Origin of the sequence: Stenotrophomonas sp. YIM B06876 (genome assembly GCF_030711595.1) — a bacterium.
Lineage (GTDB): Bacteria > Pseudomonadota > Gammaproteobacteria > Xanthomonadales > Xanthomonadaceae > Stenotrophomonas.
The window spans coordinates 73,774-93,516 of the sequence record NZ_JAUJUJ010000001.1 but is presented as its reverse complement, the minus strand read 5'-3'; the positions used below and the strand labels follow the sequence as shown (position 1 = coordinate 93,516).

The 19,743-nt window shown below is 63.7% G+C and carries 15 protein-coding genes; 12 read left to right on the top strand and 3 right to left on the bottom strand.

Translation table 11 applies throughout. The annotated features are described in order from the left end of the window. The first annotated feature begins 4 nt into the window (after positions 1 to 4). Genes QZH66_RS00360 through QZH66_RS00350 form a run of 3 tightly spaced genes read left to right on the top strand, consistent with a single transcriptional unit; the run spans position 5 to position 2,428 of the window. Positions 5 to 790: a DUF1295 domain-containing protein gene (locus QZH66_RS00360; RefSeq protein WP_305804104.1), complete on the top strand. Its 786-nt coding sequence runs from the start codon at positions 5 to 7 to the stop codon at positions 788 to 790. Next, a complete protein-coding gene (locus tag QZH66_RS00355; protein WP_305803960.1) occupies positions 787 to 1,872 on the top strand; it encodes a class I SAM-dependent methyltransferase in 1,086 nt (361 codons plus the stop codon). The genes QZH66_RS00360 and QZH66_RS00355 overlap by 4 nt, the downstream gene beginning before the upstream one ends. 16 nt (positions 1,873 to 1,888) lie before the next feature. Further along, a complete protein-coding gene (locus QZH66_RS00350) occupies positions 1,889 to 2,428 on the top strand; it encodes a lipocalin family protein (RefSeq protein ID WP_305803959.1) in 540 nt (179 codons plus the stop codon). 131 nt (positions 2,429 to 2,559) lie between these two features. Here the strand turns inward: QZH66_RS00350 and QZH66_RS00345 are convergent, their stop codons facing one another. Continuing rightward, positions 2,560 to 3,546 carry a C13 family peptidase gene (locus tag QZH66_RS00345; RefSeq protein WP_305803958.1) on the bottom strand — a complete coding sequence of 329 codons (987 nt, stop codon included), beginning with the start codon at positions 3,544 to 3,546 and terminating at the stop codon, positions 2,560 to 2,562. Between the two features lie 313 nt (positions 3,547 to 3,859). On the opposite strand from QZH66_RS00345, the gene QZH66_RS00340 reads away from it, so the two are divergent. The 9 genes from QZH66_RS00340 to QZH66_RS00300 all read left to right on the top strand — a co-directional run bounded on the left by QZH66_RS00340 (position 3,860) and on the right by QZH66_RS00300 (position 17,480). Then, the gene (locus tag QZH66_RS00340; protein ID WP_305803957.1) at positions 3,860 to 5,707 is read left to right on the top strand and encodes a class I SAM-dependent DNA methyltransferase; all 1,848 of its coding nucleotides are present in this window, start codon (positions 3,860 to 3,862) and stop codon (positions 5,705 to 5,707) included. A gap of 151 nt (positions 5,708 to 5,858) precedes the next feature. Continuing rightward, positions 5,859 to 7,190 carry a hypothetical protein gene (locus tag QZH66_RS00335; protein ID WP_305803956.1) on the top strand — a complete coding sequence of 444 codons (1,332 nt, stop codon included), beginning with the start codon at positions 5,859 to 5,861 and terminating at the stop codon, positions 7,188 to 7,190. Further along, the gene (locus tag QZH66_RS00330; RefSeq protein WP_305803955.1) at positions 7,187 to 7,636 is read left to right on the top strand and encodes a hypothetical protein; all 450 of its coding nucleotides are present in this window, start codon (positions 7,187 to 7,189) and stop codon (positions 7,634 to 7,636) included. Before QZH66_RS00335 ends, QZH66_RS00330 begins: the two co-directional genes overlap by 4 nt. A gap of 47 nt (positions 7,637 to 7,683) precedes the next feature. Next, the gene (locus tag QZH66_RS00325; protein ID WP_305803954.1) at positions 7,684 to 10,254 is read left to right on the top strand and encodes a DUF4268 domain-containing protein; all 2,571 of its coding nucleotides are present in this window, start codon (positions 7,684 to 7,686) and stop codon (positions 10,252 to 10,254) included. A gap of 54 nt (positions 10,255 to 10,308) precedes the next feature. Beyond that, on the top strand, positions 10,309 to 11,031 hold the full coding sequence (locus QZH66_RS00320; protein ID WP_305803953.1) for a nucleotidyltransferase domain-containing protein: 723 nt from the start codon (positions 10,309 to 10,311) through the stop codon (positions 11,029 to 11,031). Further along, positions 10,979 to 11,428: a DNA-binding protein gene (locus tag QZH66_RS00315; RefSeq protein ID WP_305803952.1), complete on the top strand. Its 450-nt coding sequence runs from the start codon at positions 10,979 to 10,981 to the stop codon at positions 11,426 to 11,428. Before QZH66_RS00320 ends, QZH66_RS00315 begins: the two co-directional genes overlap by 53 nt. Further along, positions 11,425 to 14,532, top strand: a complete 3,108-nt coding sequence (locus QZH66_RS00310) for a DEAD/DEAH box helicase family protein (RefSeq protein WP_305803951.1) — start codon at positions 11,425 to 11,427, stop codon at positions 14,530 to 14,532. The genes QZH66_RS00315 and QZH66_RS00310 overlap by 4 nt, the downstream gene beginning before the upstream one ends. A gap of 220 nt (positions 14,533 to 14,752) precedes the next feature. Further along, entirely contained in the window at positions 14,753 to 16,876 is a 2,124-nt protein-coding gene (locus tag QZH66_RS00305) for a M13-type metalloendopeptidase (protein ID WP_305803950.1), read from the top strand. A gap of 187 nt (positions 16,877 to 17,063) precedes the next feature. Continuing rightward, complete coding sequence (locus QZH66_RS00300; RefSeq protein ID WP_305803949.1) at positions 17,064 to 17,480, top strand: DUF1801 domain-containing protein; 417 nt, start codon at positions 17,064 to 17,066, stop codon at positions 17,478 to 17,480. Positions 17,481 to 17,618: 138 nt separating this feature from the next. Here QZH66_RS00300 and QZH66_RS00295 read toward each other — a convergent pair whose 3' ends face one another. Both QZH66_RS00295 and QZH66_RS00290 read right to left on the bottom strand, forming a co-directional pair. Beyond that, positions 17,619 to 18,134, bottom strand: coding sequence for a hypothetical protein (locus tag QZH66_RS00295; protein WP_305803948.1), 516 nt, complete (start codon positions 18,132 to 18,134; stop codon positions 17,619 to 17,621). 321 nt (positions 18,135 to 18,455) lie between these two features. Beyond that, a complete protein-coding gene (locus tag QZH66_RS00290) occupies positions 18,456 to 19,727 on the bottom strand; it encodes an amino acid permease (RefSeq protein ID WP_305803947.1) in 1,272 nt (423 codons plus the stop codon). Positions 19,728 to 19,743 lie beyond the last annotated feature (16 nt).

Sequence of the window (19,743 nt, the reverse complement as noted above, 5' to 3'; positions counted from 1 at the left end):
GGCATTGTTGGCAATGGTATGGGCGCTTGCCGCCGCGGTCATGGTGCTGGGCTGGGGGTGGCAACGCCGCCATGCCAATGCCAGCATCGTCGATGTGCTGTGGGCGGCAAGTGTCGGCGCGGCCGCGGTGCTGCTGGGAATATTCGGGCAGGGCGCGGCGGGCGTCCGCGGGCTGCTGGCGGTGCTGGGCGGCGGCTGGGGGCTGCGGTTGGCGCTGCACCTGTGGCGGCGGGTGCGCGCCGAGCCCGAAGACGGGCGCTACCGTCATCTGCGCACGCACTGGAACGGCCATCAGGGCAAGTTCTTCCTGTTCTTCCAGGCCCAGGCACTGCTGGTGGTGCTGTTCGCGCTGCCGTTCGTTGCCGTCTCGGCCGCACCGCGCCTGCTTGCGTGGTGGGCGGCGGTGGCGGTGGTGGTGTGGCTGGTCAGCGTCGGCGGTGAAGCCATCGCCGACCGCCAGCTGGCCCGGCACCGCGCCGATCCGGCGATGCGGGGTAAGACCTGTCGCTCCGGACTGTGGCGCTATTCGCGGCACCCGAACTACTTCTTCGAATGGACCCACTGGTTCGCCTATGTGGCGTTGGCTGTCGGTTCGCCGCTGGCCGGGTGGGCCTGGCTCGGCCCGGTGGTGATGCTGGCGTTCCTGCGTTGGGTCAGCGGCATTCCCTATACCGAAGCCCAGGCGCTGCGCACCCGCGGCGAGGACTACCGGCAATACCAGCAAACCACGTCGATGCTGTTCCCGTGGTTCCCCCGCCACGCGTCATCCACCCCAAGGAATGCCCGATGAGCACCCCGACCCCCCATGTGCTGGAACTGCCGCAGGACCGTCCGGCCCCGGGGCTGCTGGGCCTGGCCGAGCGCGGCCGGCTGCCCGATGCGCTGGTGCGCTACGGCATCCGCCGCCAGTGCGAGGCGCGGCTGCGCGAGGAATGCGCAGGCGGCGTCGATGCCCAGGCGCTGCGTTTCGGACAGCTGGTCGAACAGCTGCGCCACAGCGACATCGCGCTGCAGACCGAGGCGGCCAATGCCCAGCATTACGAACTGCCACCGGCCTTCTTCGAATACTGCCTGGGCAAACGCCTGAAGTATTCCAGCGCCTATTACCCCAGCGGCCGCGAAACCCTGGACCAGGCCGAGGAGGCGATGCTCGCGCTGTACGGCAGCCGCGCCGAGCTGGCCGATGGCCAGCAGATCCTGGAACTGGGCTGCGGGTGGGGCTCGCTGACCTTGTGGATGGCCGAGCGCTATCCCAACGCGCGCATCACCGCGGTGTCCAACTCCAGCCTGCAGCGCGAGCACATCCTCGCCCAATGCCGGTTGCGCGGCTGGAGCAACGTGCAGGTGCTGACCCGCGACGTGAACCGGCTGGAGTTGCCCGCGCAGCAGTTCGACCGCTGCGTGTCGATCGAGATGTTCGAGCACATGCGCAACTACGACCTGCTGCTGCAGCGCATTGCCGGCTGGCTCAAGCCGGCCGGCAAGCTGTTCGTGCACCTCTTTGCCCACCGCACCTTGATGTATCCGTTCCAGACCGAAGGCAGCGACAACTGGATGGGCCGCCATTTCTTCACCGGCGGCATCATGCCGGCCAGCGATACCCTGCTGTGGTTCCAGCGTGACCTGCAGATCGAGCAGCGCTGGCAGCTGGACGGCACCCATTACCAGCGCACCGCCAACCATTGGCTGCAGAACCAGGATGCCCACGCCGACGAGGTGCGCGCGGTGCTGGTACAGGCCTATGGCGCGGCGGGCGCGGCGCTGTGGTTCCAGCGCTGGCGGATGTTCTGGATGGCCTGCGCCGAGCTGTTCGGTTACGACAACGGCCAGCAATGGCGGGTGGCGCACTACCGCTTCACCCGCACTCGATGACCGGGAGCTCAAGACGATGAAAACCACGCAACCGCTGCGCGCGCTGGGACTGCTGCTGATGCTGTCCGGCTGCAGTACCCAACCGGTCCATCCCATCCCGCCGGTGGCGCAGGTGGACCTGCCGCGTTTCATGGGCGACTGGTACGTGATCGCCAACATCCCCAGCTATCTCGAACGCCACGCCTGGGACGCGGTGGAGTCCTACCGGCTCGATGCCGACGGCCGCGTGCAGACCACCTTCCGCTACCGCAACGGCAGCTTCGACGCGCCGGTCAAGACCCTGCATCCGGTGGGCACGGTCAAGCCGGGCACCGGCAACGCGATCTGGGGCATGCAGGTGTTCTGGCCGATCAAGGCCGAATACGTGATCGTCTATCTGGACCGCGACTACACCCAGACCATCGTCGGCCGCAGCGCCCGCGACTACGCCTGGGTCATGGCCCGCACCCCCATGATCTCCGAACAGGACTACCAGGCCAGCCTGCAACGCCTGCAGGCGCTGGGCTATGACATCAGCAAAGTGCGTCGCGTCCCGCAGCTCCCACTCCGGAAATAGGAGCGACGCCGGGTGGCCGGGGACCAAAAGTCGCGACCTGTATCTCCCGGACCCGCGACACACCTTGACACTCCAATCACCGCCCCCACCCGACACCTGCCACCGACTCACCCCACCGGCACGGCCTCGGCCTACTGCTCTGCCGATGCCGATGCCGGCTCCGATGCCGGCTCGCCATCACCCGCATCCGGCGGCGCATATATGAACGGGTAGGGCACCGCCGCCCCGGGTTGCAGGGCGGCGCGCCACCGCGCCAATGCCGCTCCAATCCGCTGGCCGACCGCGATCTGCGGATGGGACGGCAGTTCCTTCTCCTCGCGCTCGCGGCGGCGCACCGTCGCCCTGGCCTGTTCGAACGCCGTCGCAAAGTCGCTCGTCGCATTCAGCGCTTCCACCAGAAACGCGCGCCCGAACCAGGTGGCGCTGTCGCTGTTGCCGCAGCCAAATGACGGCCGGTCGTGGCGGGCGGCGGTAACCACCATGCGATTGGGGGCCTTCAACGCCGGCACGAAGCCGCCCGCATAGCAGGCCGACACCACAATCACCGCATTGCCGATGCCGGCCTCGTCCAGCAGCTGCGCCAGATCCTCCGGCGCCAGGTAGTCCTCTTCGTCCGGCCCGGTCTGCAGGTAGAAACTGCTGTCCTCCAGCCCGTGGCTGGTCAGGTACAGCAACAGCACATCCTCGTCCGGGTCCAGCGTCTGCCCCAGCACATCCAGCGCGTACCCCAGGCTTTCATAGGTGGCCAATGGCGCGGCCGCCGCCTCGTCACGGCTGCCGGCATGGTTGATCAGGCTGACGTTGCGCCCGGTGGTGCCAAAACGCTGCTCGAACAACGAGCGCAGATACACCACCTCGTTGCGGAACACGTCCTCGCTGGCGTCGCCGGCCACGCCCAGCACATACAGATCGGTCACCCCGGCGCGTTGCGGCAACAGCCCGCCCAGCTCACGCTCCAGCCGTGCCAGCTGCGCCCCTTCCAGCACCGGGGGGGTGGGCGCCCAGACCGGCGGCTCGGCGGTACCCGCCAACGACGGCCACCCCCCGGCCAGCAACACCGCCCCCAGCATCAACCCGCGCAACAGCGGCGAACGGAGCAGGGCGGAGGCGGCAACCATCGGGAAATCCAGCGCAAACGGGAGCGCAGATGTACAGCGCCAGCCCCAGGCACGCAAGTAGACGCGCGCCTCACCGGGCTCGCATGCAGTAACCCCCGGCCGGCTGCCCTGTAGCAGCGACGTGAGTCGCGAACGGCCTTTCCCAAACAAGCCCACCACTTCCTGGCATTCGGACCACCAACTACCCAGTGCCCAAAGGCAGCGCATCGCAGCCGGCGCCACGCCTTGGCCTAGAATGAATGTCTGTCAATCAGGGGGCGATGCGGGGGCCGATACACATGGGTCGCGGCTGCTCCCACTGTGTGGAAGCACCATGAACCAAGCTGATCTTTCCAATCTCATCTGGTCCGTTGCCGACCTGTTGCGTGGCGACTACAGGCAATCCGAATACGGCAAGGTGATCCTGCCGTTCACCGTTCTGCGCCGGTTGGACTGCGTGCTGGCGCCCACCAAGGCCAAGGTGCTGGCTGAATTCAGGAAGAAGACCGACGCCGGGATCAATCCCGACCCCTTCCTGCAGCGCATCGTCGGCGAGCTCAAGCTCTACAACACCTCGCCGCTGAACCTGCCGACCCTGCTCGGGGATCAGGACCATATCCGCCAGAACCTGTACACCTATGTGCAGGGCTTCTCGGCCGATGCCCGCGATATCTTCGAGCGCTTCGACTTCTACAGCCAGATCGAGCGGCTGGCCAAGGCCGACCTGCTGTACCTGGTCACCGAGAAGTTCGCCAATGTGGATCTGCACCCGCAGCGCGTGGACAACGCGCAGATGGGGCTGGTGTTCGAGGAACTGATCCGCAAGTTCTCCGAAATCTCCAACGAAACCGCTGGTGAACACTTCACCCCGCGCGAGGTGATCCGGTTGATGGTTAACCTGATTTTCATCGAAGACGATGACGTGCTCAGCCCCGGCAACCCGGTGGTGCGCACCATCTATGATCCCACCGCTGGCACCGGCGGCATGCTCTCGGTGGCAGCCGAGCACCTGGCCCAGCACAACCCGGCGGCGCGGCTGACCCTGTCAGGGCAGGAGCTCAACGACGAGTCCTATGCCATCTGCAAGGCCGACATGCTGATCCGCGGCCAGGCGGTAGAGAACATCGTGCCCGGCAACACCCTCAGCGAGGATGGCCACGGCGGGCGCAAGTTCGACTACATGCTCTCCAACCCGCCGTTTGGCGTGGAATGGAAGAAGGTGGAAAAGGCCATCCGCAAGGAACACGAGGAAAAGGGCTTCGACGGCCGCTTCGGTCCCGGTCTGCCGCGGGTGTCCGATGGCTCCATGCTGTTCCTGCTGCACCTGGTGGCCAAGATGGCGCCGGTAGTGGATGGCGAGGGCGGCAGCCGCTTCGGCATCGTGCTCAACGGCTCGCCCTTGTTTACCGGCGGGGCGGGAAGCGGCGAGAGCGAGATCCGCCGCTACCTGCTGGAGAACGACCTGGTGGAGGCCATCATTGCCCTGCCCACCGACATGTTCTACAACACCGGCATCGCCACCTATGTCTGGATCGTCTCCAACAAGAAGCCCGACGACCGCAAGGGCTTTGTGCAGCTGCTCGATGCCAGCGGCTTCTGGCGCAAGATGCGCAAGAGCCTGGGCAGCAAACGCAAGGAAATGGGCGAGGAGCACATCGCCACCGTCACCCGGTTGTTCGGGGACTTCGTCGAGGCCGAGCGCGTGACCGTGTTCGATGCCGAAGGCAAGACGCTCGAGGAGCGCATCGTCACCGCCACCGAATCTGCACCGCAACCGCCCGAAGGCGGCCGGCTCAAGCGCGTGCCGATGTCGCGCATCTTCCGCAACGAGGAGTTCGGCTACACCACTCTCACCGTCGAGCGCCCGCTGCGCGACGAGGCCGGCAATATCGTGCTCGGTCAGAAGGGCAAGCAGAAGGGCAAGCCGCAGCCGGATAGTTCACTGCGTGACACCGAGAACGTACCGCTGGGGCAGGACATCCAGGCTTACCTCGCGCGCGAGGTGCTGCCGCATGCACCCGATGCCTGGATCGACGAGGCCAAGAGCAAGGTCGGCTACGAAATTCCGTTCAACCGCCACTTCTATGTGTTCGAGCCGCCGCGCGATCTGCACGAGATCGACGAGGAGCTGAAGGGCGTGTCGGCGCGGATCATGGCGATGCTCGGGGAGTTGGCGGAATGAGTTTGCGGACAAGCCATCGCGAAAACCACCACGCCGCGGCGTCCCTCATCGTCATTCCAGCGGCTTTCAACAGCCACATAGCTGGTCAGGCTGTGCTGTCAACAGCCGAATTACTGGTCATTCAGCGCCTTTGCTTTTGGCGGTGTGCGCCATGAGTCTGCCGAGGTATGCGGAATACAAGGACAGTGGGGTGGCGTCGCTTGGGCTAGTTCCATCCCATTGGCAGATCAAGCGTCTACGCTTCGTTGCTGAGCTCAATCCATCCAAAAGCGAAGTCGCAAGCCTAGACCGGCAAACGGATGTCTCGTTTCTACCCATGGACGCCATTGGCGACGACGGAACCATTCGACTAGATGAAACGCGCACGTTGGCTCAGGTGGAGAATGGATATACCTATTTTCGCGATGGTGATGTTGTGATCGCCAAGATCACACCATGCTTCGAAAACGGGAAGGGAGCTGTGATTCGGGGGCTCCTCGAAGGTGTTGGCTTTGGAACAACAGAGCTCATCGTTGTTCGTCCGAGGCATCAACAGACGACGAGTAACTATCTAGTATGGCTTTTTGCATCACCCACATTTCGCAATGACGCAGAGGGTGCTATGTACGGAGCGGGCGGGCAGAAGCGCGTGCCCGACAGTTTTGTTCGCGACTACCTTGGTGCTGTGCCGCCGCTTGACGAGCAATCTGCCATCGCCACCTTCCTCGACCGCGAGACCGGCAAGATCGATGCGCTGATTGCCGAGCAGGAAAAGCTGCTGGCGCTGTTGGCCGAAAAGCGTCAGGCCACCATCTCCCACGCCGTTACCCGCGGCCTGGACCCCGACGTTCCGATGAAGGACTCTGGCGTGCCGTGGCTGGGTGAAGTGCCAGCGCATTGGGAAGTACAACGGCTCAAGACACTGTCACCGTCGATCACGGTGGGGATTGTGGTCAATCCTAGCGACTATGTTTCTCAATCAGGCCTGCCTTTCATTTACGGTGGGGATATCAGTGAGGGACATATTTCGATAGAGACTTCTCGGCGGATTGAACCTGCAGATAGCGCCAAGCAGGCAAAGACTCAGCTCCGAACGGGCGACTTGCTGACCGTTAGAGTAGGTGCGCCAGGTGTGACGGCCGTTGTTGGTGAGGAATGCGAAGGCGGAAATTGCGCATCGGTGATGCTGATCCGTCGCGGAGACTTCAATTCGAACTGGCTGTGTTTCGCAATGAACAGCCGTATGGTCAGGTACCAAGTGGAGGTCGTGCAGTACGGCGCAGCGCAAGAACAGTTCAATATCGGGCACGCAATCAACTTCTGTATATTGACCCCGTCCCGCGATGAGCAGACAGAGTTGGCTGGGCGGTTATCGGAAATGGTTGGTCAGATCGTTAGTCTCAGCGAAGAAGCAAGGCGTGCCATTGGATTGCTCCGCGAGCGCCGCAGCGCCCTGATCGCTGCTGCCGTCACCGGCAAGATCGACGTGCGGCAGGCCGCATGAGCGGCAAGGGCGAGGCGGTGGTCGGCTTCATCGCCAACCTGCTGCCGCTCTACGACGGTGAGCAACACGATGACCTGTGGTGCGCCCGCTCGCTGACCGATGGCGCGCTGATTCTCCCCGTCGACGAATCCGGCAGCGATGACGAACAGGGCTGGGTGCGCGTGCGCTGGCAAGGCGATCCTGCCCGCGAACAGGAAACGCGCGGCGACATGCTCGCCAGTGTGGCTCTGGAGCGCTACGTGCGCTGGCACACCGTGGGCTACGACGAGCAAGCCATTGCTAATGAGCTCTGGCACATGGCCCAGCACTTTCACTTCAAGACTGACTGCCACGTCTACTTGCCACAATTGCGCGAGCCGCTGCATCCGCTGGTAAGCGTCGGAAAGCGCGCCCTGACGATGGGCCAGGGCGTGTTGGTAAATCTGGTCAGCAAGGCCATAACTTGAACAACGCGGGATCCAGCCCAGCTGGATCCGATCTACAGGGGATGAAGATGACAAGTACGCTTTCGGCAAAGGAACAGTCGCTGTCGAAGATTTTCAGCGATGACTATGTGTTCACCATTCCCGACTATCAGCGGCCTTATTCCTGGGGCACCGAGCAAGCGCGCGAGCTGATGGAGGACTTGCTCGAATATATGCAGGCTGCCGGCGGCAAGCTTGACGAGTTGGCGCCATATTTCCTTGGCAGTATTGTGCTGATCAAGAAGGAGGCGGTATCCGGGACGACCGTGGTGGACGGCCAACAACGGCTGACGACGCTGACCCTGCTGCTGTCGGCGATCCGCGCCAACGTCGCCGATACCGATGTACGAGCGGGGATCACCAAATGCATTTATGAGCAGGGCAGTGTGGTCTTTGGTACCGAGGCCCGCTATCGGCTCTCCCTGCGTGAGCGTGACCGCGATTTTTTCCGGCAATACGTGCAGCACGGCGACGGCATCGAGAAGCTGGTTGCCCTCAACGACAAGCTGCCCGATGCGCAGCAACGCCTGCGCGAAAACGCTCAGCTGTATATGGCCGCTCTGGCCAAGCTGGATCAGGCGGTTCTGGTGCGACTGGTGCAGTTCATTGTTACACGCTGCTACCTGGTGACGGTGGCGACACCGGATCTCGATTCGGCATACCGAATTTTCGGCGTGCTCAACAGCCGTGGACTCGACTTGAGCGCGACCGACATTCTCAAGGCCGAGATCATCGGCGCCATCGCTACAGCCAGGCGCAGTGCCTATACGGCCAAATGGGAAGATCTGGAGGAGGATCTGGGCCGTGACGCGTTTGGCGACCTGTTCAGCCACATCCGCATGGCGTATCGCAAGGCCAAACCCAAGAGCACGTTGCTGAAAGAGTTTCGCGATCACGTGGGGCCGAGCGATCCGGTCGCGTTCATCGACATGGTGCTTGAGCCGATGGCACAGGCGTTCCGCGAGATCACGGACGCAGACTATTCCAGTCAGAAGCACGCTGAAAGCATCAACCACTGCCTGCGCTGGTTGAATCGCATCGAGTTCAAGGACTGGCTGCCGCCGGCATTGGCGTTCTTCTCGCGGCATCGTAACGATCCGGCAGCGATGCTGGCATTTTTCGGCGATCTTGAGCGGCTGGCGTATTCGATGCTGGTGCGGCGCTCCGGCGTCAATGAACGTATCGAGCGCTTCGCTGCGCTGACATGGGCAATCGAGGCGCAGGCGGATCTTATGGGCATCTCTTCGCCTTTGCAGTTGTCGCGGGTGGAGCAATACGCGATGTACACGGCGTTGTCCGGCCCTCTCTACGAGATTTATTCGTCACGGGCGCTGGCGGTCATCCTGCTGCGACTGGACGGCCTGGTATCGGGTGGCGGCGCTACCTATGACTACGACACGATCACGGTGGAGCATGTGATGCCCCAACAGCCGCGGCCGGATAGCTGTTGGTTGGAATGGGTTCCCAGCCCCGAGGATCGTCTGCTGTGGGTCCATCGTTTGGGCAATCTGGCCCTGCTCACGCGCAAGAAGAACAGTTCTGCGAACAACTATGATTTCGACAAGAAGAAGACGGCCTACTTCACCAAGGGGGGAGTGTCTCCGTTTGCACTGACCACGCAGGTTCTGCAGCACGCAAAATGGACTCTCAAAGTGCTGGAAGAGCGGGAAGCGCAATTGCTGGACGTTCTGGAGACGCATTGGCGATTGCAAGATCGACAGAGCCCGCGCTCGCACGCGATGAGTGCCTTGGCGGATCAAAAGGCATCCGGTGATTCGCCCGTCTACGAGATCAAGAGCCAGAAGCAGAACCTGATGGCAACGGCGCGCGAGGTGGATGGAAACTTTGTCGTACTGGCGGGTTCGCAGGCGCGATCCGAGTGGATCGGTCAATACCACAGCTACCAGACGCTCAGGCAACAACTGATTGATGGGGGAAGCCTGAAGCCAGCGGATGACGGCTCTTTGCACTTCATCCAAGGCGTCTCCTTCAGTAGCCCCAGTGCGGCGTCCGCTATTGTCTTCGGCCGCCCCGATAACGGTCGTACGAGTTGGATCGTACAGGGGACGGGGCATACCTACGCGGAGTGGGAAGACGGATTGCCGGCAGGTCCCGGTTTGGACGGCGACGAAGACGAACAGGAGCCTGCGGCCAATCGTCAGGATCTTTTCCGCCTCTTTTGGACGCGCTTCATTGAACGCTCTTTGACGCGTACGCAGCTGTTCGCCAACCGGAGCACGACGGCTGACCATTGGTTGAGTGCCGGAGTCGGCCGCACAGGCTTCTCGCTTTGTGTGAGCCTCACCCAGGCTCGAGGTCGCGCTGCGTGTTTTATCGGGTTGCCAAAGGATAATGGTGAGCGATCCACGCAGGCGTTTGAGGTACTTCGAAGTCAACGTGCTGCGATTGAGGAAAGTTTTGGGGGTGTACTGGATTGGCAGTCCTTGCCGGGGCGGGTAGGCGCAAGGATATGCAGTGATGTGCCCGGTGGATGGAAGCTGCCCGAGGATCAATGGCCGCAACTTCAGGACAAGCTCATTGATGTCATCGTGAGATTGGATCTCGCGCTGCGAGATCGAATCAAGGATCTGGACGTGTGAAGGAGTGGGCACAGTCGGCGCCGTCGGGGTTTGAGGTCAGCACGCATACCATGCATGGTGCTGCCGCCCGCCAATAGAGCTGGGATGCAGTTGCTGCGGTTACCGCAGATTGCAGGGTGTTGCCGATTTGGCTACATTCGTCGCCTGATGAGCAACACAGCCGCCCTGATGGACCTGCTATTTCCCGCCACCCGGCAACGGGTGCTGGCGCGGCTGTTGCTGAATCCGGATGAGAGTTTCCATCTGCGCGAGTTGGCCCGGTTGACCGGCAGCCACGCGGGCACCGTGGGGCGTGAGCTGGAAAAACTGGTCGGCGTTGGCTTGCTGCTGCGCACCGAGCAGGGCAATCAGGTGCGCTACCAGGCCGATGTACAGTGCCCCTTGTTTGCCGAACTGGCCGCCATGTTCCGCAAGACCTTTGGCATGGTGCCGGTGCTGCGCGAGGCATTGCTGCCGCTGCTGGGTGCTATCGAGGTTGCGCTGGTGTTCGGCTCGATGGCCCGCGGCACGCAGTCCGCCGGTAGTGACATCGACCTGCTGGTGATTGGCGAAGTGGGGTTCGCCGAGCTGGTGCAGGCGTTGTATCCGGCGCAGCAGGCGTTGCAGCGCGAGATCAACCCGGTGCTGTATGCGCCGACGGAATTCCGGCGGCGGGCGGGCGAGGGCGATGCTTTCATCCACCAGTTTCTGGACAAGCCCAATGTGTTCCTGAGGGGGGATAAGGATGACCTTGCAAAACTTGCTGGCGATCAAACGCCTGCTGGCGCACGCGCCTGACGCTGCAGCGGTGCGCAAACTGCTGGCGGCGGCGCAACGCAACATGACGGATGCAGGCGTTGCGGGCATCAGCACGGACAACCGCTTCGACGCGGCCTACAAGTGCGTGATGCAGTGCGCGATGCTGGGTTTGTGGGCCAGTGGTTACCGCACCGCGACCAGCCAGCCGGGCCATCACCAGACCGCGATCCAGTGCCTGACCCTGACCATGAGCGTACCCACGCCTACCGTGATTGTGCTGGATGCCTTGCGTAAACAACGCAACCTCAGTGACTACGAAGGCGACCCGATTTCCGAGGCGACACTCGCATCGTGCGTGGACGAGGCCAGCAAGCTGCTGGCGCATACCAGGCAATGGCTGCGCGACCACCATTCCGATTTGCTGGGTGACGCATGAGCCTGCACAGGGAAGTCCATTTCGAGCAGGCGATCTGCAATCACCTGGCGGCAAGTGGCTGGCTGTACGCCGAGGACGACGCCGCCCATTACGAGCGCTCGCATGCGCTTTACCTGCCGGACCTGCTGGCGTGGATCGAACACACCCAGCTGGACAGCTGGCAGCGCCTGCTCAAGAACCACGGCCCCGATTTGGGGGCGCGTGTGGCCGAGCGGGTACGCAAGAACCTGGACGAGCGCGGCACGCTGGATGTGCTGCGGCGTGGCGTGGAGATGCTGGGCCTGAGAGAGCCGCTGTCGCTGGTGCAGTTCAAGCCGGCGTTGGCAATGAACCCGGTGACGCAGCAGCGCTATCTGGACAACCGGTTGCGTGTAGTACGGCAGGTAAGGCATTCACCCAATAATCCGCAGGATTCGGTGGACCTGGTGTTTTTCGTCAACGGTATCGCCGTTGCGACGGTTGAACTGAAATCGGATTTCACCCAGAGCGTGGGCGATGCGGTGGACCAGTACCGGTTTGATCGCAATCCGCAGCCCAAGGGCGGGCTGGTTGAGCCGTTGCTGGCGTTCCCGGGTGGGGCGCTGGTGCATTTTGCGGTGAGCCAGGCCCAGGTGATGATGACCACGCGGCTGGAAGGGGCGGCGACACGTTTCCTCCCGTTCAATCGCGGCAACGACGGTGGCGCCGGCAATGCGTCGAACCCGGATGGCTTCGCCACCAGCTATCTGTGGGAAGAGATCTGGGCGCGCGACAGCTGGCTGGAAATTCTGGGTCGTTACCTGATTGCCAAGCGGGACGAGAAGAAACAGCTCAAGGGACTGATCTTCCCGCGCTACCACCAGCTGGATGTCACCCGCAAGCTGGTGGCCGATGTGCGCGCCAACGGGCCAGGGCAGCGTTATCTGGTGCAGCATTCGGCTGGGTCGGGAAAGACCAACTCGATTGCGTGGACGGCGCACTTTCTGGCCGACCTGCATGATGAGACGCACCGCAAGCTGTTCGACAGCGTGCTGGTGGTATCCGACCGCAATGTGCTCGATGCGCAGCTGCAGGAGGCGATCTTCGATTTCGAGCGCACCGCCGGGGTGGTGGCGACCATCAGCAACGAACATGGCAGCAAGAGCACGCAGCTGGGACAGGCGCTGAAAGATGGCAAGAAGATCATCGTCTGCACGATCCAGACGTTCCCGTTTGCGCTGAAGGCCGTACAGGAACTGGCGGCAACCGAAGGCAAGCGCTTTGCGGTGATTGCAGACGAAGCGCACAGCTCGCAGACCGGCGAGGCGGCTGCCAAGTTGAAGCAATTGCTCAGTGCCGAAGAACTGGCGCAACTGGCCGATGGCGGTGAGATCGATACCGAAACCGTGCTGGCCGCTAACATGGGGGCGCGCGCCAGCGAAGGCGCCGGGTTGACCTATGTGGCATTCACCGCAACCCCGAAAGGCAAGACGCTGGAACTGTTTGGTCGGCCGGGGCCGGATGGCAAGCCGGTGCCGTTCCATGTGTATTCGATGCGGCAGGCGATCGAGGAGGGTTTCATCCTCGACGTGCTGAAAAACTACACGCCTTACGATCTGGCATTCCGGCTGGCCCACGACGGCAAGGAGCTGGACCACAAGGCGGTGGAGCGTGACACCGCGATGAAGGGGATCATGCAGTGGGTGCGCCTGCACCCCTACAACATCGCGTCCAAGGTGCAGATCGTGGTGGAGCACTATCGCGAGAATGTGCAGCCGCTGCTGGAAGGACGCGCCAAGGCGATGGTGGTGGTGGGCAGTCGCAAGGAGGCGGTGCGCTGGCAGAAGGCGATCCGCAGCTATATCGAGCGCCAAGGCTATCCGCTGGGGGTGCTGACGGCGTTTTTCGGCGAAGTGGACGATGCGGAGAGCTACCCCGAAGCCGTGACGGAGACGAGCAGGCTGCTCAATCCGGGGCTGAAGGGCCTCGATATCCGCGAGGCTTTCACCAAGCCCGAGTTCCACCTGCTGCTGGTAGCCAATAAATTCCAGACCGGCTTTGATCAGCCGCTGCTGTGTGGCATGTACGTGGACAAGATGCTGGGCGGCATCCAGGCGGTGCAGACCCTCTCGCGCCTTAATCGCGCGCATCCGGGCAAGGACACCACCTATGTACTGGATTTCGTCAACGATCCGGCCGAGGTACTGACAGCTTTCAAAACGTACTACGCCACGGCGGAAATGGAGGCGACAACCGACCCCAATCTGGTTTTTGACCTGCGTTCGAAACTCGATGCCAGCGGCTGCTATGACAGCTACGAAGTGGACCGCGTAGCGCATGCGGAGCTGGACCCTGCAGGTACCCAGGCGAAACTGAGTGCGGCCATTGCTCCGGTAGCCGACCGGCTATTGAAGCGCTACGGCGCGGCTAAGCGGGCGTTGGCGGATGCAAAACAGGCCAGGGATGATGCAGCCGGGAAGGCAGCCAAGGACACGCTTGATGCGCTGGTGCTGTTCAAGGGCGACATGGGGGCGTTCAACCGCCTGTATTCGTTCCTGTCGCAGATGTTCGACTACGGCAACACGGATATCGAAAAGCGTTTCCTGTTCTACAAGCGGCTGATTCCGTTGCTGGAGTTCGGGCGCGAACGCGAAGAGGTGGATCTTTCGAAAGTGGTGCTGACGCATCACACCCTGCGCTCGGCGGGCAAACAGCCGCTCAGCCTCAACGCGGATGGTTCCTACAAGCTCAAACCGATGGATGGGGTAGGGACGGGCGGTGTGCAGGACAAACAGCAGGCCTATCTGGCGGAGATCATCGAGAAGGTCAACGGGTTGTTTGAAGGCAAGCTCAGCGATGATGACCAGTTGCATTACGTGAATGGCGCGCTCAAAGGAAAATTGCTGGAAAACACGATGCTGGTGCAGCAGGCCGGCAGCAACAGCAAGGAGCAGTTTGCCAACTCGCCGGACCTGAAAGACGCCATCCTGCATGCGGTGATGGATGCCCTTGAGGCACATACCACCATGAGCACACAGGCGCTGGGCTCGGATCGCGTGCGTAATGGGTTGAAGGATATTTTGCTGGGGCCCGCGCAGCTGTACGAATCATTGAGGGCCAGAGCCGGCGTCGAGGCGCGGATTTGAGCTGCGCCGATGAATAGCGGCAAACGGAGGGCGGGGCAACCCGCTCTTCTTTTTTGTCGGGAAAGCGGGGGCGCGACTGATGGTTGCGTGACTTGCCCCACCGCAGCCACCGCCGCCGTATGGCCTCCGGCACATGGGCGCGTTGGCGAAGCTGGCTATGCTTGCCGGCACTCGAGGGGCCGGGGGAATCGGCTCCGCCACCATTTTCAGGAGAGTTCTGTTGAAGAAGACGCTGTTGACCACCGCCACGTTGCTGGCCCTGGGTTTCGCCGGTTCGGCGTCCGCCGACCAGAACCACGCCTGCGTGGATGATGCGTGCACCGTGCAGACCCTGTTTGCCGCCACCGAGGCCGGCAGTGCCAGCGCCGGTGGCAGCATCGCCGCGCCGCGCATGGGCCAGTGGGGCGTGGACACCGCCGGCATGGACACCAGCGCCAAGCCGGGCGATGACTACTTCGCCTACGTCAACGGCAACTGGGCCAAGAACACCCCGATCCCGTCGGACAAGTCGAGCTTTGGCGCGTTCATGGCGCTGCGCGATCTGTCCGAGGCGCGCGTGCACCAGATGCTGGAAGGCTACGCGCTGGGCAACCCGGCCACCGATGGCGACGGCGCCAAGATCGCCGCGCTGTACCGTGGCTTCCTGGATGAGGCCGCGGCCGAGAAGGCCGGTGCCGAACCGCTGAAGCCGATGCTGGCTTCGATCCGTGCGGCCAAGGACAAGTCCGCGATCGCCGCGCTGATGGGCCGCAGCAATGCCGGTTTCGGCGCAACCTTGTTCAGCGTGGGCGTTTCCGACGACCAGCGCGACCCGGAGCACTACACCCTGTACATGAGCCAGTCCGGTCTGGGCCTGGGCGACCGCCAGATGTATCTGGACGAGAAGTTCGCCCCGCAGCGCGAGCGCTATGTGGCCTATATCGCGCAGATGCTGACCTTGGCTGGCTGGAGCAAGCCGGCCGCTGCCGCCGCGAAGATCATGGCGATGGAAACCGAGGTGGCCAAGGGCCACTGGACCCGCGCCGAGAGCCGTGACCGCGACAAGACCTACAACCCGCTGACCCGCGCCGAGCTGGCCGCGCAGGCGCCGCAGGTGGACTGGAACGTGCTGTTTGATTCCGCCGGCGTGGGCCAGGCGCAGCGTGTGGTGCTGCGCCAGAACACCGCCATTCCGGCGCTGGCCAAGGTGTTTGGCGCCACCGACCTGGACACGCTGAAGGCGTGGCTGGCGTTCCATACCACTGATGACGCCGCCGGCCTGCTGTCGAAAAACTTCGTCGATGCCGAGTACGAGTTCCGCGCCAAGTTCCTGTCCGGCCAGCCGGAGCCGAAGCCGCGCTGGAAGAATGCGGTCGGCTACAGCGAAGGCATCATGGGCGAGGCCATCGGCCGCGATTTCGTCAAGCTGTACTTCCCGGCCGATGCCAAGGCCAAGATGGATGCGCTGGTCTCCAACGTGAAGCTGGCGATGGGCGCGCGGCTGGACACGCTGGCCTGGATGAGCCCGGCCACCAAGGCCGAGGCCCACGCCAAGCTCAAGGGCTTCGGCCTGAAGATCGGCCACCCGGAACAGTGGCGTGACTACAGCGCTCTGGAAGTGCGCAACGGCGACATCGTCGGCAATGCGCTGCGCGCCCGTGCCTTCGAGTGGGATTACCGCCGTGCCCGCCTGGGCCAGAAGGTCGACAGGAACGAGTGGGGCATGACCCCGCAGACGGTCAACGCGTACTACAATTCGGTCAAGAACGAAATCGTGTTCCCGGCCGCGATCCTGCAGCCGCCGTTCTTCGATCCGTCGGCCGACCCGGCGGTGAACTACGGTGGCATCGGTGGCGTGATCGGCCACGAGATCATCCACGGCTTCGATGACCAGGGCCGCAAGTCCGATGGTGCCGGTGTGCTGCGCGACTGGTGGACCGCCGAAGACGCGGCCAAGTTCGAAGTGCAGGCCGCCAAGCTGGGCGCGCAGTACGAGGCGTTCGAGTTCCCGCAACTGCCGGGCATGAAGATCAACGCCCGCGTGGCGATGGGCGAGAACATCGGCGATCTGGGTGGCCTGACCATCGCGCTGGAAGCCTACCGCCGCTCGCTGGATGGCAAGCCGGCGCCGGTGATCGACGGCTTCAGCGGCGAACAGCGCTTCTTCATGGGCTGGGCCCAGGTATGGCGCACGCTGTGGCGCGACGACGCGCTGCGCCAGCAACTGGTCAACGGCACCCACTCGCCGGGCCACATCCGCGCGTTCGCCCCGCTGCGCAACATCGATGCGTGGTACGAGGCGTTCAACGTGAAGGCCGGTGACACGCACTACGTGGCCCCGGAAGATCGCGTGCGTATCTGGTAATCGGTGCGCTTTGACGTTGCGAAAGAATGGGCCCTTCGGGGCCCTTTCTGTGGGTGGGAAACACGCCCAATGAACAGATGCATCGAGCCTCCACGTCGGCGGTCTCTGGTACTCGCCCCGGCTTGTCCGGCAGTATCCAGGTGGCGGCGATCACCTTCCAACCCATGCCGGCGGAGTTCGAAACACCATGAGCGAGAACAAGGCCCGGCCCACCGACGCGAGCGTGTCAGCGTTCCTGGCAGCCGTCGAGGATGGGCAGCGTCGCCAGGACTGCCAGGTGCTGTTGGCCATGATGGGCTCGATCACGGGCCAACCGGCGGTGATGTGGGGGCCGGGCATGGTCGGCTTCGACACGTATCACTACCGGTACGAAAGCGGCCGCGAGGGCGACATGGCGGTCACCGGGTTCTCGCCGCGCAAGTCCGACATCAGCGTCTACCTCAGCGCGGAAGGCCCGGGCCAGGTCGAACTGCTCGCGCGGCTCGGGCGCCACAAGATGGGCAAGGCCTGCCTGTCCATCCGCAGGCTCTCCGACATTGATCTGGATGTGCTGGAGCAGTTGATTGCAGGCTCTGTCGCGGAGGTCAGGCGTCGTCATGGCTAGGTCGATGCGTGTCACGCGGCAGATTCCGCTCCTGCTCGCCGCCTTGCTCATATGCGAAGCACATCCAGGATCAAAAACAGCCGGTTGCGGCAGATGTGACGCTTGCCTTTTCGTGGATTGAAACGACTTCGATCGTGTTCAATCGTGGGGCAACGGCTGCATTCCCTGGTGATCGAAGGTCACTTGATATTCGTTCACCGCTGCCACCAGTTGCGGCAGGCCATCGGCGGAGGCGGGATCGGCACGAAGCCTGGCGCTCGCCTCCAGCATCCTGCCGATCAATCCATGCAGGGCGGCATCCGGCCCGGGCGCCAGTTTGCAGTTCGCAAACATGTAGTCGATGTTGCTTTCAACCGCCGTGGCCAGTGCGTCGGCGTCTGCGGCCTGCAATCTGGATTGATGAAACGCGGGCAGGTTCTTTGCCACATCGTCATGGATGCGGCTCATCGCTGCCCGTAGAGGCTCATCGGTTTTCCAGCGCTGGCCTTCGGCGAGCACCGGTGCGGCACCGTGGTCGTGGACTTCGCTGGCAGGTTCACTTTGCGACGAGGGTGCGGCGGCGGACGTCGATGCGGCGTTGCCATTGCCCCCGGTGCAAGCGGTCAATGCAAGGGCACACGCAGCTGCATGGAGGGTGATGGCTCGCATCTTCATGGACGTGTCTCTTCACATACTTGCCGCCACCGTAACAAGCAGGGGCGCTATCCGGATTGACCTGCATCAAGCAGGTGGCAGATTCGGTTCTGACTGCAGCGGATGGGCGCAGGTTTGCATCGACAGGCCCGAGACCTTGCGTGTGGCCCGATAGGTGGGGGCCTTGCACGGGTGGCGCGGTGCGAAACCATTTGAAGCGGCTGCGATGTAAGTTGCGAATCGCTTCGTCGATGTGGAAAGCCGCCGCGACTGATGGCCTGGGGCCATGAGTCAGGAAGCGGTTGGAGAAGGCCCCTTTGCGACTCCTACATCAGGGCGCAATCAACGCTGCCGCCGCGACCAGAAGTAGATCGGCAGGCCGGCCACGATCAGCACCGCGCCCCACAGCAGGGCTTCGCTGCCGACGCCGAGCACGGCGTAGAGGCTGTAGATGAGCGCGCCCGCGGCGACCAGGCGGGTGCCGGTGCCGGTGCCGCGCAGCACCCAGGCGGCGGCGCCGGCCACGTAGGGCAGCAGGGTGGCGGCGGTGGAGAGCAGCACCGAGAAGATGAACAGCTGCACCAGCGAGCGGTTGTAGTTGGCGATCACCAGCACGGTGGCGAGCACGCTGCTGGCGAGTACACCGAATACCGGAGCGCCCTTGGCATTGATGCGGGCAAACGCCGCCGGCAGCACGTGGTCGCGGGCGGCGGCCAGCGGCAGTTGCGCCGACAGCAGGATCCAGCCGTTCAATGCGCCCAGGCAGGAAACAGCCATCACCACCGCCAGCGCGGTGCCGGCGGCCGGGCCCCACAGCGCGGCCGCGGCGTCGGCCATGGGTGCGGAGGAGTGCTGCAGCACGTCCATCGGCAGCAGCCCGATCACGGTGGTGCAGGCCAGGATGGTGGCGATGCCGGCCAGGGCGGTGCCGACGACGGTGGCGCGGGCCACGGTGCGCGGGGCGTCGTGCACCGAATCGGCGGGCACGGTGGCCGCTTCCAGCCCGATCATCGCCCACAGGGTCAGTGCGACGGTGGCGCTGGCCACGGCCGGCAGGCTTTCGCCGCTGGGATTGAACGGCACGTAGTGGCTGGTATCGACGAACCACAATGCGATGCAGCCGAACAGCAGCAGCGGCACGACTTTGAGCACGGTGGTGAGCAGCTGCATGCGCCCGGCCTCGCGGGTGCCGGCGATGTTGATGGCCGCGCACGCCCACAAGGCGAGCAGGGCGCAGCTGGCCGCGCGCACCGGGGTGGCGGTGAGGGCGGGGAAGATGGCGCCGATGCTGCCGGTAAAGGCCACGGCAATGGCGGCGATGGCACACCACATCGAGATCCAGTAGCTCCACGCGATCACGAACCCGGGCAGCTCGCCGAAGGCGTTGCGGGCGAATACATAAGGCCCGCCGGTCTGCGGCCAGCGCCGCGCCAGGCAGGCGAAGGTGACGGCCAGCAGCAGCGCTCCGCACAGGGTGATGCCCCAGCCCAGGGTGCTGGCGGCGCCGTACTGGGCCAGGGCCGAGGGCAGCAGGAAGGTGCCCGAGCCGATCATGCTGCCGACCACCAGCGCGGTGGTGGACCAGAAGCCCAGGGGGCGGCGGGGAGTTTTCATAGAGGGGACGGGCAAC

Excerpts from the sequence above, each read along its gene's own strand:
- QZH66_RS00355 (WP_305803960.1), top strand. The coding sequence starts at position 787 with ATGAGCACCCCGACCCCCCATGTGCTGGAACTGCCGCAGGACCGTCCG.
- QZH66_RS00350 (WP_305803959.1), top strand. The coding sequence starts at position 1,889 with ATGAAAACCACGCAACCGCTGCGCGCGCTGGGACTGCTGCTGATGCTG.
- QZH66_RS00345 (WP_305803958.1), bottom strand. The coding sequence starts at position 3,546 with ATGGTTGCCGCCTCCGCCCTGCTCCGTTCGCCGCTGTTGCGCGGGTTG.
- QZH66_RS00340 (WP_305803957.1), top strand. The coding sequence starts at position 3,860 with ATGAACCAAGCTGATCTTTCCAATCTCATCTGGTCCGTTGCCGACCTG.
- QZH66_RS00335 (WP_305803956.1), top strand. The coding sequence starts at position 5,859 with ATGAGTCTGCCGAGGTATGCGGAATACAAGGACAGTGGGGTGGCGTCG.
- QZH66_RS00330 (WP_305803955.1), top strand. The coding sequence starts at position 7,187 with ATGAGCGGCAAGGGCGAGGCGGTGGTCGGCTTCATCGCCAACCTGCTG.
- QZH66_RS00325 (WP_305803954.1), top strand. The coding sequence starts at position 7,684 with ATGACAAGTACGCTTTCGGCAAAGGAACAGTCGCTGTCGAAGATTTTC.
- QZH66_RS00320 (WP_305803953.1), top strand. The coding sequence starts at position 10,309 with ATGGTGCTGCCGCCCGCCAATAGAGCTGGGATGCAGTTGCTGCGGTTA.
- QZH66_RS00315 (WP_305803952.1), top strand. The coding sequence starts at position 10,979 with ATGACCTTGCAAAACTTGCTGGCGATCAAACGCCTGCTGGCGCACGCG.
- QZH66_RS00310 (WP_305803951.1), top strand. The coding sequence starts at position 11,425 with ATGAGCCTGCACAGGGAAGTCCATTTCGAGCAGGCGATCTGCAATCAC.
- QZH66_RS00300 (WP_305803949.1), top strand. The coding sequence starts at position 17,064 with ATGAGCGAGAACAAGGCCCGGCCCACCGACGCGAGCGTGTCAGCGTTC.
- QZH66_RS00295 (WP_305803948.1), bottom strand. The coding sequence starts at position 18,134 with ATGAAGATGCGAGCCATCACCCTCCATGCAGCTGCGTGTGCCCTTGCA.
- QZH66_RS00290 (WP_305803947.1), bottom strand. The coding sequence starts at position 19,727 with ATGAAAACTCCCCGCCGCCCCCTGGGCTTCTGGTCCACCACCGCGCTG.